Origin of the sequence: Alteromonas sp. 76-1 (genome assembly GCF_900654235.1) — a bacterium.
GTDB classification, from domain to species: domain Bacteria; phylum Pseudomonadota; class Gammaproteobacteria; order Enterobacterales; family Alteromonadaceae; genus Alteromonas; species Alteromonas naphthalenivorans.
The window spans coordinates 3,347,318-3,362,369 of sequence record NZ_LR136958.1; the positions used below are offsets into that span (position 1 = coordinate 3,347,318).

A 15,052-nucleotide genomic window follows, 5' to 3' on the forward strand; every position below is an offset into this window, starting at 1 on the left:
GATATCTAGGAACAATGAAAATGGAATGAGTATTTTCACAGTGTAGGTAGTTGCGCTAGCCGTTGGCGCAATCTAATCACTTTAAACCGCACTTTTAAACTAAGACCCCAAAAATAAGAGCCCCTTCAAAGGTGGCCACATTGCGCATTTACACTTACTTAAAGGAAAAAATCACTATGGCTTTCGGCTCTACAGTAAACGTATCAAATAGAAATTCCACACGGCTATCATCAAGTTTTTTACCATGCACATCGTTGCTAGCACTTGCTATTTCTTCCGCCATAAGCGGCGTGCAGGCACAAGAGATACAAACCCCAGATAGAGATATCACTGATATTGAAAAAATTGTAGTGATAGGTGAAAAAGCGAATCGCTCATTAAAAGACTCTACTACGTCGATTTCTGTTCTAACCGAAGAAGCGATTAATAATACTCAATATAAATCAATATCTGATGCCATATCTGACATAGCAAATGTAGTAGTGCCCTCGGGTTCCCTGCCAGATATTCGCGGCGTCTCTGGTAACGGCGCTGCTGGTGGCTTTAATTCCATTTCAGGTGGTGCTAATGGACGGGTAATGACGTTGATTGATGGCGTTTCACAACCTTTCGTGGCTGACTTAAGCGGCGACTCCGGCATGTGGGATCTACAACAAATAGAAGTTTACCGCGGACCGCAATCTACCAGTAATGGTCGTAACAGTATTGGCGGTGCAGTCTATATTAAAACAAATGATCCAACCCAAGAGTGGGAAGGCGCTGCTCGTATAGGTTACAGAAATAACGATCAATATATAGACACCGCCGGAGTAATTTCAGGGCCCCTTATTGAAGATAAACTTTCCTTTAGATTGAGCGTTCAAAATCTTAATGCCGATACCATTACCGATGGTGAGGGTTATGAATCAAACCCGCCAGACTATGATATTGATAAAATTGAAACCCAACGGGTGCGCGGTAAATTGCTTTGGACGCCATCTAGCGATTTATCATTCAGCCTTTCGCATACCTACAATAATGAAGAAGGTGATACTGGCCGCGTTTATTATGCACTTGAGAATTTGGAAGAATACAACCGCATTTATTACCGTGATATCAGCACAGAATCTTCAACAACTGCATTGAGTACGCAGTACGTTATCTCTGACAATGTATCCTTCGATATGCTGGTTTCATTTATGGACTATGAATGGGGGTTTGATACCTATGAAGCCTCTGATGAAGCAGAACAAACACTTATTTTTGATGAAACCAATGTAACGGTAGATGCAAAAATTAACTTTGCCTTACCGAACCACAACATTGATGGCTTTGTTGGCTTGTACTACTTCGAGCGTGAGCAAGATATTTTGAGTACAGGTGCATACCCCTACTACGGTGATGATGAAAGTGAATCCATTGCTGTATATGGCGAAACCACATTTGCACTTACAGATAAATTCAACATTATTGCGGGTGTACGGGTAGAACGAGAAAGCCAGTCTAGGCATTTTGTTTACGAGCCAATAGACTCGAATCTTGATGACGATACCAATATATTTTTGCCTAAGTTAGCAGTTCAATACGCTGTTACACCACAAACCACTTTGGCATTTAGTGCGCGTAAAGGCTACAACGCAGGCGGCGGTGCGCTTAACTTTACCGCGCAAGAGTACTATTACTATGAAGAAGAGAAGGTAAACACGTTCGAGTTAAGTAGCCGAACCCAATTTGAAAATGGTGCTGGCTTTATTAGTGCCAACATTTTCTACAACGACTACGATGGCTTTCAAGCATTAAGCTCTACGCGTTTCATCACCAATATGCCAAGCGTAGCCACCTACGGTGCTGAGTTAGAAGTGCATGCCAACGTAACCGATAGCATAGAAGTGAACGCTGGAATGGGTTTACTTCATTCAGACATTAAAGATGCCGGCGCTGATTACACCGATGCCCAAGGTAATGAACTAAACTCAGCACCTAGCTTTAATGCTAATTTAGGGGCTAAGTATTGGATAACAGATGCCATAAGCGTAGGTGGCTCTGTTCGTTACATTGGTGAATACTTTGGCGACTTTACGAATACCGCAGAACGGGTTGCAGGTGATTATACCATCGCGCGTTTTACCGCAAACTATACCTCGGATAACTGGCTACTTACTGCGTATTTAGATAATGCCTTCGATGAGGCGGCACTGGTATCGCAAGAACCTAGCAGCGCCCGCTATCCGGGTGGTTATGCTGCCATTGTAGATCCGCGCACAGTTGGCGTATCGGCCACCTACCGCTTCTAAAAAAAAGAGGCAGAGTGTACTTAATCTCAAACTAAGGAAGCGAAGTACACTCCGCCCCTATTTCTTTTAGGGCGCTACTCAAAATTTTGATGCGTCTTAGTATTTGTATCAACCAGCAATAGCTTACCGTTTACATCAAAAATGGCGGTGGTAACAACAATTAAAATATCTGCCACTGTCGTATACACATTTGCGCTTGTCTCCACCCTTCCACCATCAGATAAGTTTGTTGCTCCAGATGACGTACTGACAGAAATATTGCTGATAGACAAATTGCTTGCCGTTAAGTTTAATGTTTCAGCTAAAGAGACGGGGTGGCTATACATAATATTGCCTGTAGCGTCGAATCCCCTAACGATAACCACATCATCTACCTGCTTCACCGCTACACAATCAGACGAACAAGCGAAAGTCTGATTAGTTAACAAGCCACTGCTTAATAACAAAACAAAAATAAAACGCTTCATATTGTAATCCTTCCCGCTAGTTTCTCACTCATCACCTGTTCAAATAATATACTGACAAACATTGAAGCAGCTCAGATTTACTCAAGGTTTACACTAACCTCATAGATAAGTTAGAAAGACGGGTGGCAGAATAGATTATTGTTATTCCCCCCCTCAACAGACCCATCCCAATTTTTATCCTTATCGATTAGCCATAACAGCCGTCAATCTGATTTAAGCGTTCGTATTTACTAATACAAGCATTGTTCGTATATTTGCCCATGTATATTCTTGAACCTAAGCAGCTAGAAAATGGCTTTTAACATTAGGCGGTCGATAAGAAGTACTTTAAAGAGGACCATCTACGGGACTAGAAACCTCGACGTTAAACATCTATTTGCAGAATTAAGGATGCTGACATCGAGTGGTCTATGCTGAGTAGGCAACGCTGTTAAACAGGAGGTTTACGTAGACTGGGATGCTAATAATAAAAAGTATATATCTAACCGCAGTTAGATATGTTTTCAAAGGAACTCGTGTAGGGTTAAAGATAACTCAAAAGGAATTTATAACAATGCAAACAACATCACATCGAGTATATAAACCAACACAAGCATATATCTCAGCAACATGGGCCGCCCTTGCAATTGGGGTTATTGGTTACCTTGTTGGATTATGGAACGCCAACATTTTACTCAATGAAAAAGGCTATTATTTAGCAATATTTATTTTAGCCATGTTTTCAGCCGTAACCTTGCAAAAGACGGTAAGAGATAAACAAGAAGGTCTTCCAACCACCACGGTTTTTGTAGGTATGTGTTGGGCTGCGTTCTTTAGTTCTATTGCCTTGCTGGGTATTGGTCTTTTTAACGCCGACATGTTGCTAAGTGAAAAAGGATTTTATGGCATGGCATTTATACTTAGTTTGTTTGCTATTATTACGGTTCAGAAAAATATCCGCGATTTAACCAACGATGATGGAACCACGCCGTCTTCTGCATACCCTGGCGTAGCAAATAGCCTTGATGTAGCACTAGAAACCACTGACATCGTGGGCGAATAAATCGAAAGGAAACGTGAAGGGGTCAGAGTATTTAATTGACTTTAAATGCTCCGATCTCATTATTTAAAAATTCAACTCCGCCAGTACAAACCTTTTCTTCCACTCATAAATAGCCAATACGCCAACAAATAATGCTTCACCACCGATAAAAAGAAAACCAACGGGGCTTAATGTTTGGACATACAGAACGACAATAGCAACACAGATAACTACCCAAACACTGTTTGCGATAGAGAGCACCTTAATGGCCATCAAGCTTCTCTGGTTTGACAATGCCAGCGCTAATGCATAGCAACCATATAGAATGTTTGCGCTTGCTAGGAATAAAATAACGTTAAGGGGCAAACGATAAAGCTCACTAACCCATTCAGCTAAGGCAAATAACACTAACCCCACTGCTAAACCAGCACTACCATCTATGTGTAAAACATTGATATTTTTACGCAACATCATCAAGGCCCTTTGAATTTATTCTGAAATTCCATCTAGTAAATAAACGTTAAAACAGCCAGAAAACACCGCAGCGGTGTTTGCTTGACGTCTATTCAACAAACGTCCATGCCACGAATCGGCTTTGCTTTTGCCCCTGGCCCATGTCTACTTTTAAGAATTTCTTTGCACCATAGTAATTGATGCTGGTTTCAATGGGTTTTAGGTGGTCGCTTTTAGACACTAAACAAGTGAACCAATCTACCTGTGTTTTAAACGCCACACTTTCTATGATCATGCGCTGAATGAAGGCAAGTTCGCCCCCTTCGCACCACAATTCATTACCTGTTCCTGCAAAGTTTAGCTTTACGTTACTGATATCGGGTTTCGCTTTAGCAGAGGTATGTGCGTTTGTATTAGCTTGCATATCAACGCGAGGCTTTTTGCCACTTCGTTTTTGCTTATTTCCTTTAAGACCGATGGCTTTGCGCTCGCTTCCCAGCGCCGCAGCTTCGGCAGATTTGTGAAACGGAGGGTTACACATGGTGAAAGTGAAGTGCTCGTTAGGCTGAATAATACCTTCAAAGATTTTCGATTTATTCGGCTGCTTTCGTACCGACAATAAAGGGGAAAGCTTTGGATTTTTGTTGGAAATTGATTTCGCCGATTTCACCGATACCGCATCGATGTCGCTTCCCACAAACTGCCAACCATAGCTTTGACTGCCAATGATAGGATAAATGGCGTTAGCCCCAATCCCCACATCCAGCCCTTTTACCTCACCGCCTTTGGGGATAACGCCACCATTGGCACGCGCCAATACGTCGGCAATGCCGTGAATATAATCAGCTCGACCAGGAACAGGCGGACATAAATACCCATTAGGTATGTCCCACGCTTTAAGTCCATAGTAATGAATAAGCAATGCTGCATTCAGCGCTTTAACGGCGTCTTGATTGGCAAAGTCGATGCTTTTCTTGCCACTCTTAGCATTAATCACATAGCCCGATAATGCAGGATGTGCTTGGCACAGCGCGGCCATCGGATATCCATTTCTATGTAAATTACGGGTGTGCATACTAGTGCTAGTATTTGAATTAGCTGGTTTTGTTATTGCCAAAGGTGAGTTCCTATATTCAGCGTCTATTTTACTTCGGGCTGTCACCTAAAAGGAATCGGGCTCCCGCTCCATTCTCGGCAATGTTATCGTTTTTATTGTACAGGTTGCATTTGTCTAAAGACAAACAGCCACAGCCGATGCATCCCTCTAATGAGGATTGTAACGCTGTTAGCTCAGATATACGCCTTGCTATGTGCGCATTAAATATTTCACTAAGCTTAGCCCAGTCTTCTTTATTTGGCGTACGTTTATCGGGCAGCGTATTAAGAAGTTGCCGAATATCATCAAGTGCATAACCCAATTTCTGAGCGATTAAAATAAACGACACCCTACGTATAACCGAACGAGGAAACATTCTGTTCCCTCCAGATGTTCGCACAGAAGGGATGAGAGATTCGTTCGCGTAATAACGTATAAGCGATACAGCATTGCCAGTTCGCTTTGCGACAAAACCAATGCTAACAAGGGGTTCAGGAGCCATTTTAAAAAAGTTAAACTTAATGCTTGATCTAAAGTTAGCTTGAGATATTAAGCTGTTTCTAACGATTAATCCATAACCCCATTTAATCAATAAGGAAACACTATGCAACCAGCTATACTTGAACACGCTAACATTACGGTCAAGGATCCAGATGCCATCGCTAACACATTATGTGAACTATTTGACTGGCATATTCGTTGGAGCGGCCCTGCCAAAGATGATGGCTATACGGTACATGTCGGCACAGATAGCGCTTATTTGGCACTCTACAAACCGAAGCAGTTTAACCATATTTCAAAAATTGAACTCGGTGAAAATACATTTGATCACACTACCCCAGCCCACGTTAATCATTTAGGTATCGTGGTCGAGAATTTAGATGATGTTGAAAAGAAAGTATTTACCTTAGGTTTTGATACCTACAACCATGGGGATTATGAACCAGGAAGACGTTTTTATTTCATGCTTGGCGAAGGACTTGAAGCCGAAGTGGTATCGTATACCAGCTAAGCAGCTGTGGTAAGAAAATGGAAAAATGGGGTCGAAAAATGGGGTCAAAGTTAATTAAAATGTACTTTGACCCCATTCTTTATAACCTCATTTTTTATTTTTCTTCGCCCTCGGTAGGCGCTAACCCGCCGCCTAACACTTTATAAAGTGTTATACGGTTTGATAAATCAGCTTGGCGAGTGGTAATAAGCGACTGCTTAGCGCTGTACATAGTTCGCTGCGATTCCAATGCAGTCTGAAAACTATCTACACCATTTTCATACCTTGCTAAAGACAACTCATAGCTTCGTGTTGAAGCTTCAACCAAGGCATCTTCAGCATCGAGTTGATCTCGAATAGTCGCTCGTTTTGCCAATGCATCAGCAACTTCGGTAAACGCACTTTGAATGGCATATTCATAGGCGGCTAAGTACTTCTGCTGCTGGGCTTCACTGTAGGCCAAGTTTGCTTTGTTCCCACCACCATTAAATATGGGCAAGCTAATGCTAGGCGCTATGCTCCAAATTGAACTGGCACCGCCACTGAAAATATCCGATAACACTGAGCTGGCAAGCCCGCCCGTCGCAGTAAGCGATATGGTAGGGAAGAACGCTGCGCGTGCCGCACCAATATTCGCATTAGCCGATTTCAAATCATGCTCAGCAGATAACACATCAGGTCGCACTAACAATACGTCTGACGACACTCCCGCAGGCACATCCGTCACTAAGCTGTCACTGCCTCCATAGGTGTCAGCCGGCAAGGTATAAGCGAGCAGATTGTCATCAAATTTCTCACCCACTAACAAGCGCAGCGCATTTTTGTCTTGCTCCACTTGGGTTTTATAGCTAGCTATGTCAGAACGTGCGTTGTAATAAATGGTTTCAGCACTCGCTACATCTATACGCGAATCAACACCGTAAGATAAACGTTTATTCGTGATATCCATGGCTTGCTTAGCATTACTGGCGGTTTCTTCCGCTAGGCTTAGTAGATTACTATCGGCCGCTAAGGTTAACCACGCATTGGCAACTTCACCAATAAGGGAAATTTTTGCTGCCTTGGCCGTTTCACTACTGGCTAAATAAGTTTCCATTTCAGCTTCAGATAAACTGCGATTTTTACCAAATAAGTCTAGCTCGTAGCTGCTGAATCCCGCTTGAGCTTCGTATGTTGTGTCAATTTCACCGGTTGAGTACTTGGTGCGATCGCCACTTAAACTCACGTCTAGATCAGGAAATAAGTCTGATCGTTGAATTCGGTACGTCGCTCTGGCCGACTCTACATCTGCAATAGTTTCTCGCAGACTTCGATTACTGCTTAGCGCTAAATCGATGACCTGTTCTAAACGCTCATCTTTTATAAAGTCTTTCCACGGTATATCTAAGGCTTGTTGCGATGACAACCCTTGAGTCTCCTCTATGGTTTTCTCTATGGCTTCGAATTGCCATTCATTGGCAACCGATGAATTGGAACGCTCATACTCTGGCGCCATTGAACTGCAACCCGCTAGCACAATTGCCGCGGCGATAGGCAACAGCCTAACGCTGCGTGTAAAAGTAAGGTTTGAGGATAAGCGTTTCATTATAGGAAAATTAATCATGGCCATTCTCCAACTGCTTAGTACTTACAGCCCCCGCCGTTTGCTCACCACCTACTTCGCTTCCATCATTATTGTAAATAGTACGACGTTTTGGGAATAACCCTCGTACTAATACGAAGAACATAGGCACTAAAAATATACCGAGTACTGTTGCCGTAAATGTTCCGCCAATAATTCCTGTTCCAATTGATATACGGCTGTTTGCTCCAGCACCCGATGAAATAGCCAAAGGCAATATACCGAACATAAAGGCTAACGACGTCATAATAATCGGGCGCAACCTCAGCTTCGCTGCATTGACTGCCGCATCAATTAATGACATTCCTTTTTGATATGAGGCTTCCGCAAATTCCACAATTAATATGGCGTTTTTAGCGGCAAGACCTATAGTCGTTAACAACGCGACTTGGAAATATATATCGTTATCCAACCCTCGCATGGTGGACGCAAGGGCCGCGCCTACAACGCCCAATGGAATAACCATAATCACCGAGAATGGCACCGACCAACTTTCATACAAGGCTGCTAATGCTAAGAACACTACCAAAATTGAAATGGCGTACAAGGTAGATGACTGACCGCTTGAAAGCTTTTCTTGATAAGACAACCCACTCCACGCGTAGGCTAGTTTGCCCTGACCAACTTCATCAGCCAACCTTTCCATTTCAGCCATGGCTTGGCCCGAACTCACGCCACTAGCGGCAGCACCTTGAATTTGGTACGACGCAATACCATTAAAGCGCGATAAACTTTGCGGTGCACTAGACCAAGACGACGAGCTAAAGGCTTCAAATGACGTCATGGTAGTTTCACCATCGGCGTTAGTGCCTCGAACATACCATTCATTTAAATCTTCAGGTTTAGAGCGGTATTGCGCATCACTTTCGATGTACACTTTCTTCACGCGGCCATCGTCTATAAAGTCATTCACGTACGAACCAGCCCACGCCGAAGTGAGCGTATCGGCCACATCTGATAGCGATACGCCCAGAGCCGTCGCCTTACCATTATCAATATCAATTTTAAGCTGTGGCGTATCGCTCAATGCACCATCACGAATACCTACAAACAACTCATTTTGACGGGCTTTATTTAGCAATTCACTTTTCAATGACGTTAGCTCATCACGGCTAGTACCCGCAGCAGCTTGAAGCTCAAAGGTAAAGCCATTACTTTGCCCTAAACCTTGTATTACCGGCTGCGACAATGCAAAAACGTTAGCATCGCGAATAGTCGACAGGTTCTGATTCATACGGTTAATAAGGGCGTCGGCACTTTCATCATCTTCTGTGCGATCGTCCCATGGCGTCAAAGACACGAACCCCATTCCCGCATTCTGGCCACTTCCACTGAAGTTAAATCCAGAAATAGAGAAAGCGCGAATAACCGTATTGGTTTCTTCTGTCATTAAATAGTCGGTGATTTGTTCGCCTACCGCTCGGGTACGTTTTATTGAAGCGCCAGGAGGAAGGTTAACCTGAAACATCACACTGCCTTGGTCTTCTTGCGGTAAGAAACCGGTAGGCATACGTACTATTAGCACGCCTAGTACACCAATGATTACCGCGTACACAATCATCCAGCGCACTTTTTGATTGACCATACGCCCTACTCGACCTGCGTAGGCATTGCTCATATTATCAAACTTGGTGTTAAACCAACCAAAGAAGCTTTGTCTTTTGCCTTTGCTTTCGCTTTTTCCTAATTTATCACCATGCTTTTCGCTAGGTGTTTTATGTTTAAGCAAGCTTGCACACAAGGTAGGGCTTAGGGTTAATGCCACAATTACCGACAATATCATTGACGATACAATGGCTACCGAGAACTGTTTATAAATAACGCCTATTGAGCCGCCGAAAAAGGCCATAGGCAAGAACACTGCTGACAATACAACGGCTATGCCGATAAGCGCACCCGTAATTTCTGACATGGATTTTATGGTGGCCTCTCGTGGCGACAGGTTTTCTTCTTCCATTAATCGCTCGACGTTTTCCACCACTACGATGGCATCATCAACCAAGAGCCCGATTGAAAGCACAATACCGAACATGGTTAGGGTATTAATGGAAAAGCCGAAGGCAGAGAGCACCCCAAAGGTACCGAGCAATACAACCGGTACCGCAATGGCTGGAATAAGTGTTGCACGCCAATTTTGCAAAAATAGCCACATAACCAATACGACCAGTACAACCGCTTCAGCTAGCGTATGTACTACTTCGTTAATCGAAATTTTAATGAAATCGGTGCTGTCACGTGGAAACGTAACTTCATAACCATCCGGTAAGTTAGTCGCAAGCTCAGCCACTTTTTCTTTAACCCGTGTTGCCGTATCTAAGGCATTAGCACCTGGCGACAACATAACCGCAATACCCGAGGCTGGGTGGCCGTTCAGACGGGGGATAGCCGAGTAACTTTCGCTACCAATCTCTACTCTTGCCACATCGCTTAATAAGACATTTGCGCCGGTTGCATCGTATTTCACAATAATATTGCGGAACTGCTCTGGGGTAGACATCATCGACTGCGCGGTTACCGTGGCATTTAATTCTTGGCTGTCTGCTGATGGAATAGCACCAATATTTCCAGCAGGCACCTGAATGTTTTGCGCACCTAGTGCACTGGTAATATCCGATGTCATTAGCTCATAAGCTGCAAGCTTGGTTGGATCTAACCAAATGCGCATGGCGTATTCTGAACCAAACACACGGGTGTCTCCCACGCCCTCAATTCGAGCAATAGAGTCTTGCATGTTCGAAGAAATGTAATCAGAAATATCAAATGCTGACACCGTATCGGTAGAATCATAGACGGCGGTGACCAACAAAAAGTCGGTATTCGACTTAGTCACAGTAACCCCTTGAGATTGAACCGACTCTGGGAAGCGAGAATTTACCTGCTCAACCTTATTTTGTACTTGTACTTGCGCGTAATCTGAGTCAGTACCTTGCTCGAAGGTCACATTAACGGAAGCACCACCATCTGAAGTACTCGACGATGAGAAATACAACAAACCATCAAGACCAGTAAGTTGCTGCTCTAATATTTGGGTAACACTATTTTCTACGGTTTCAGCATCTGCCCCTGTGTAAGTGGTACTTACACTAATAACTGGCGGCGCTATACTAGGGTACTGCGCTACAGGTAGCGACATAATAGAAGCAATACCTGCAAGCATGATAATGATGGAAATTACCCACGCAAAAACGGGGCGATCGATAAAAAAGCGCGCTAACATGAATTACTTGCTCCCTAAACTAGAGACATTAGTAGCATTTGAATCCACCACCGTTACCATAGTACCCGCACTGTTCATTTCAACTTGAACTGGCTTCACCGTGCTACCTGGCGCGACTTTACCCGAGCCTTCTACCAGCAATTTTTCATTCACCGATAGCCCGTTATCTAACAGCCATTTGTTACCTACCGCATTAATGGTTTCAACTATGCGCTTTTCAACTTGGTTGTCTTGGTTAATTACGTACGCAAACGCTGCACCGGTCGCTTCGTGATAAATACCTTGCTGAGGAACCAATATTGCGTTTTCGTCTACCGCTTCACTTACTGTGGCACGTACAAACATACCTGGTAGTAACAAACCATCAGGGTTTGGAAATTCAGCGCGCAATGTGACTGCGCCAGTAGACGCATCAACCGCCACTTCTTGCATTTTTAATTCACCGGCTAGTTCATAGTCGCTGCCGTCTTCTAACGTTAATGCCACGTCAGTTGTGCCTTCTTTAATATTACTTTCACGCATTAGTTTGCGTAGTTTAAGCAGCGCTTTACTATTTTTGGTCATATCTACATAAATAGGATCTAACGTTCGAATAGTGGCCAAAGCAGTGTCTTGTTGGGCTGTCACTAACGCGCCTTGGGTAACGGTAGAAATCCCAATATGCCCCGATATAGGCGCAAGCACTTTGGTATATTCAAGATTGATTCTGGCGGTTTCCAATGCGGCTTCGTACATCTCTATATTTGCCTTCGCTTCTAAATGAGCAGCGTGGGCATCATCAGCATCTTGCTGAGACACACCTTCGATTTTTAACAAATTTGCATAGCGCTCATCTTTTAACTTAGCGGTCGCTACTGTTGCTTTTGCACTGTTTAACGTAGCTTTTGCTTCGTTATAAGCTGCTTCGTAGGTTTCAGGGTCTATCTGATACAAGGTTTGTCCTTGCTTTACCATTTGCCCTTCGGTGAATAGACGCTTTTGAATAATACCGCTCACTTGAGGGCGTACCTCAGCCACCATAGAGGCAGTTACTCTTCCTTGCAGTTTGGTATCTATTTTATGCTCGGTAGAGGTAACGTTAATGTAAGAAACCTCTGAAACACGCGCAGTTGGGGGCGTGCTAGATTGTTCTTCACAGCCACTAAGCAGCGACACTATGATTAAGAGGCCAATCGGGACCAGTGCATACGTCTTCATTAAGGAGTCCTACCATCGTTTAATTAAGTTAAATATCGAAGTGGTTAGATTCACACAGTTGAACGGCGAATCCAGAATGGGAGCATGCTATTTAAGGACGGGTTAAGGCTGGGTTAACCCTTGGCATTTATGCGGTAAACGAACAGATAAACGGATAGACAGCATTTTTCAAAGCTGGTTTGACCATGGTCATATAAAAAAGCCTGAAGAATAGATTTCAGGCTTTTCATAATTCGTATCAATATTTTCAGTTAGTTATTTATGCTTGAAATATCTCTGGCCCGTATAATAAATACTCGCCAGAATTAGCGCCTATTTCCCGCCATTAAAATGTGCGAGTATTTTACTCACCTCATTAATACGGCGTTCAAAACTCGATTTGCTCGCACGTTCATGAATGGTGTGGTCGCCATCACCGTAAGGCCCAAAACCGTCGAGGGTTGGCACGCCTGCAGCTGATACCACATTCGCATCACTCACTCCGCCGCGCTTTTCTAGCTTGAGTGGCGCACCCAAAACAGATTCTAACTCGACGATAAACTGAGCTTGCGCTTCTGTCGGTTGCATGACGTCTCGCTGCAAGCCACCCGTTACGACCACTTTTACCCCTTCAACAGCAGGGTTTTGCGTAACTTCTTTAAACGCTGCCAGCACTCTGTCTCGCTCGTCTGATTGGGTGAATCGTGCTTCTACTGTCAAGCTGGCACTAGGGGAAATAGTATTTGCACCTAAGCCACCTTTCATTTTGCCAGCGTTAACCGTAGTGCCTTTTTCAAGGTCGGTTAAGTTAGTCAGTGCAATGAGCATATGAGCCGCAGCCAAGTTCGCATTAATACCATCGGTATAATGGTTACCCGCATGCGCACCTTTGCCTTCAAATTCGATTTGAAAGGTAGCAATGCCTTTTCGAGAAATAACCACGTCGTGATCAGGCCCTGCCGCTTCAAAAACCATACAGGCATCGTAGGCTTTGGCTAATTCGCTGGTAAGCAATTTGCTATCGTCACTGCCACTTTCTTCATCGCTCACCAAAAGCATATCTATGTTCGCGATGTGGCCTTGTTCGGTAAATACATTTCGAAGTGCGGTAAGCGCAATATAGTTACCGCCTTTCATATCACATACACCTGGGCCGTAAATCCATTCATCATCTTCACGAAATTCCGTAAAAGTATCAGGTGGGAATACGGTATCTAAGTGGCCAAGTAGGAGCAATTTTGCTCCTTCACTTTTTTTCGACAGATAGTGAACATGATTGCCTATTTCTTCTCGACGATGAGTTTCAACAGAAAACCCAAGCTGTTCCATCCACCCATTAAAGATGTCAGCATTATGATCTACACCCGCTTTATTTTTAGTGTAAGAATTGAGCGATATAATGGTGGCAAGTTCGGTAAAGTCCAGACTACTATTCATGCTATTTATTCCAAGTATTGATTAAAACCAAACTACGCTGAAGCCCTTGATTATCAAGGCCAATTTACATACAGAATACACGTTTCAAACGTTATCATTACAAAATTCTAAATTATTTAATTTTGAACAAAAAATAAACTTGAATAGTTTGCAATTTAGCCGTTTAATGGCGCCGCTTTTGGGAGGGACTCCTCGTACCAAGACGTACCCTAAAGTCTAATATATGTCATATTTCTCATCTAAAATAGATATTTACCACCCATTTTGGTGCAAAAATTTATTTTGAGAAATCTTCTTACTTAAATCGAACAGAATGTCAATTCATCGATTCATAAACATAGGGTTAAAAGTCGTGCCAAAGTATACAGTCGGGATGTGGATGTACAGCAACAGCGGTGGTACTGCCATACAGGCTAAAATCGTTAATCAATTGCGAGATCGTGATATTGAAGCAATCACCGATCTTAACTTAGGCCATGCAAACGCACATAACGGAACCATTACGTGTCACAACGTAAATATGGAGGAATTAGATGCGTTCTTTTCATACAATGCAGGCCAACAAACGCCATATCAAGTTTTTCTTTATCAAGTATTAAACGAATCAATTCCGTGCCTTAACAGTTTTGAGTCTTTTTCGTTATCTGAAGACAAACTGCGTACATCACACCGATTATCTCGTGCTGGAATTCGCACGCCTGATTACCGACTATGTAATACCAAAGACAAGCCTATGCTTAAAAATACCATTCGCGAATGGGGTGGACGTTTAGTCTACAAGCCTACCGATGGCTGGGGTGGCATGGGTATTGTTAAAGTAGAAGATGAGCGTTCTTTAGATATGCTTATTCCCTTTTTGGATCAAACCAATATTCCTCACTTCTACGTTGAACGTTTTATCAATTACGACATGACAGACTATCGCATCGATATTGTTGATGGTGAGTTTGTGGGTTGTTACGGACGTCAAGCGCCTAAAGACGATTGGAAAACTAACGTAACCAGTGGTGGCTCTGTTATTCGCCGTGAACCCAACGATGAATTAGTTGCCCTAGCGATTAAAGCAGCAAAAGTTACCGGGTTAGATATCGCTGGGGTTGATGTGATTTATGACCAAGAACATGAAGAATATGTAGTTCTTGAAGTAAACGGTATTCCTGCATTCGCAACGCCTGAACAAGAAGCTGCAGGATTAACGTTTAATGAAGGAAAAATCGAGCGGATCGTTAATTTGATTGAGCGAAAAGCAATTGAAAAGCGCGCTAGCATGCAAGCCGCGCTAACCTCTCAACTTTAAACG

The 15,052-nt window shown here is 43.3% G+C and carries 12 protein-coding genes; 4 read left to right on the forward strand and 8 right to left on the reverse strand.

The genetic code is table 11. The features are described 5' to 3' along the window. The first annotated feature begins 176 nt into the window (after window positions 1–176). Window positions 177–2,273 (forward strand): TonB-dependent receptor, encoded by a 2,097-nt coding sequence (locus ALT761_RS14465; RefSeq protein WP_129739688.1) that lies wholly within the window; start codon window positions 177–179, stop codon window positions 2,271–2,273. A 74-nt stretch (window positions 2,274–2,347) separates the two neighbouring features. On the opposite strand, the gene ALT761_RS14470 is transcribed toward ALT761_RS14465, so the two are convergent. Next, complete coding sequence (locus tag ALT761_RS14470) at window positions 2,348–2,740, reverse strand: hypothetical protein (RefSeq protein ID WP_129739689.1); 393 nt, start codon at window positions 2,738–2,740, stop codon at window positions 2,348–2,350. Window positions 2,741–3,293: 553 nt separating this feature from the next. Between ALT761_RS14470 and yiaA the strand changes: the two genes are divergently transcribed. After that, window positions 3,294–3,782: an inner membrane protein YiaA gene (gene yiaA, locus ALT761_RS14475; protein WP_129739690.1), complete on the forward strand. Its 489-nt coding sequence runs from the start codon at window positions 3,294–3,296 to the stop codon at window positions 3,780–3,782. A 63-nt stretch (window positions 3,783–3,845) separates the two neighbouring features. On the opposite strand, the gene ALT761_RS14480 is transcribed toward yiaA, so the two are convergent. From ALT761_RS14480 to soxR, 3 genes are all read right to left on the reverse strand, one after another. Then, a complete protein-coding gene (locus tag ALT761_RS14480; RefSeq protein WP_232043467.1) occupies window positions 3,846–4,235 on the reverse strand; it encodes a hypothetical protein in 390 nt (129 codons plus the stop codon). Window positions 4,236–4,323: 88 nt separating this feature from the next. Next, entirely contained in the window at window positions 4,324–5,289 is a 966-nt protein-coding gene (gene rlmF, locus ALT761_RS14485; RefSeq protein WP_129740660.1) for a 23S rRNA (adenine(1618)-N(6))-methyltransferase RlmF, read from the reverse strand. A 70-nt stretch (window positions 5,290–5,359) separates the two neighbouring features. Then, window positions 5,360–5,812: a redox-sensitive transcriptional activator SoxR gene (gene soxR / locus ALT761_RS14490; protein ID WP_129739691.1), complete on the reverse strand. Its 453-nt coding sequence runs from the start codon at window positions 5,810–5,812 to the stop codon at window positions 5,360–5,362. A gap of 102 nt (window positions 5,813–5,914) precedes the next feature. Here soxR and ALT761_RS14495 point away from each other — a divergent pair, with 102 nt between their 5' ends. Beyond that, entirely contained in the window at window positions 5,915–6,322 is a 408-nt protein-coding gene (locus ALT761_RS14495) for a VOC family protein (RefSeq protein ID WP_129739692.1), read from the forward strand. Window positions 6,323–6,416: 94 nt separating this feature from the next. On the opposite strand, the gene ALT761_RS14500 is transcribed toward ALT761_RS14495, so the two are convergent. From ALT761_RS14500 to ALT761_RS14515, 4 genes are all read right to left on the reverse strand, one after another. Further along, window positions 6,417–7,904 carry an efflux transporter outer membrane subunit gene (locus ALT761_RS14500; RefSeq protein ID WP_129739693.1) on the reverse strand — a complete coding sequence of 496 codons (1,488 nt, stop codon included), beginning with the start codon at window positions 7,902–7,904 and terminating at the stop codon, window positions 6,417–6,419. Continuing rightward, a complete protein-coding gene (locus ALT761_RS14505; protein WP_129739694.1) occupies window positions 7,897–11,139 on the reverse strand; it encodes an efflux RND transporter permease subunit in 3,243 nt (1,080 codons plus the stop codon). The genes ALT761_RS14500 and ALT761_RS14505 overlap by 8 nt, the downstream gene beginning before the upstream one ends. A 3-nt stretch (window positions 11,140–11,142) precedes the next feature. Continuing rightward, a complete protein-coding gene (locus ALT761_RS14510) occupies window positions 11,143–12,336 on the reverse strand; it encodes an efflux RND transporter periplasmic adaptor subunit (RefSeq protein ID WP_129739695.1) in 1,194 nt (397 codons plus the stop codon). 312 nt (window positions 12,337–12,648) lie between these two features. Continuing rightward, window positions 12,649–13,752 carry a M20 family metallopeptidase gene (locus ALT761_RS14515; protein WP_013783148.1) on the reverse strand — a complete coding sequence of 368 codons (1,104 nt, stop codon included), beginning with the start codon at window positions 13,750–13,752 and terminating at the stop codon, window positions 12,649–12,651. A gap of 352 nt (window positions 13,753–14,104) precedes the next feature. On the opposite strand from ALT761_RS14515, the gene ALT761_RS14520 reads away from it, so the two are divergent. Beyond that, the gene (locus tag ALT761_RS14520) at window positions 14,105–15,049 is read left to right on the forward strand and encodes an ATP-grasp domain-containing protein (RefSeq protein WP_129739696.1); all 945 of its coding nucleotides are present in this window, start codon (window positions 14,105–14,107) and stop codon (window positions 15,047–15,049) included. The last annotated feature ends 3 nt before the right edge of the window (window positions 15,050–15,052 follow it).

Coding starts and splice junctions, on each gene's coding strand:
- ALT761_RS14465 (WP_129739688.1), top strand. CDS start 177: ATGGCTTTCGGCTCTACAGTAAACGTATCAAATAGAAATTCCACACGG.
- ALT761_RS14470 (WP_129739689.1), bottom strand. CDS start 2,740: ATGAAGCGTTTTATTTTTGTTTTGTTATTAAGCAGTGGCTTGTTAACT.
- yiaA (WP_129739690.1), top strand. CDS start 3,294: ATGCAAACAACATCACATCGAGTATATAAACCAACACAAGCATATATC.
- ALT761_RS14480 (WP_232043467.1), bottom strand. CDS start 4,235: ATGATGTTGCGTAAAAATATCAATGTTTTACACATAGATGGTAGTGCT.
- rlmF (WP_129740660.1), bottom strand. CDS start 5,289: ATGCACACCCGTAATTTACATAGAAATGGATATCCGATGGCCGCGCTG.
- soxR (WP_129739691.1), bottom strand. CDS start 5,812: ATGGCTCCTGAACCCCTTGTTAGCATTGGTTTTGTCGCAAAGCGAACT.
- ALT761_RS14495 (WP_129739692.1), top strand. CDS start 5,915: ATGCAACCAGCTATACTTGAACACGCTAACATTACGGTCAAGGATCCA.
- ALT761_RS14500 (WP_129739693.1), bottom strand. CDS start 7,904: ATGATTAATTTTCCTATAATGAAACGCTTATCCTCAAACCTTACTTTT.
- ALT761_RS14505 (WP_129739694.1), bottom strand. CDS start 11,139: ATGTTAGCGCGCTTTTTTATCGATCGCCCCGTTTTTGCGTGGGTAATT.
- ALT761_RS14510 (WP_129739695.1), bottom strand. CDS start 12,336: ATGAAGACGTATGCACTGGTCCCGATTGGCCTCTTAATCATAGTGTCG.
- ALT761_RS14515 (WP_013783148.1), bottom strand. CDS start 13,752: ATGAATAGTAGTCTGGACTTTACCGAACTTGCCACCATTATATCGCTC.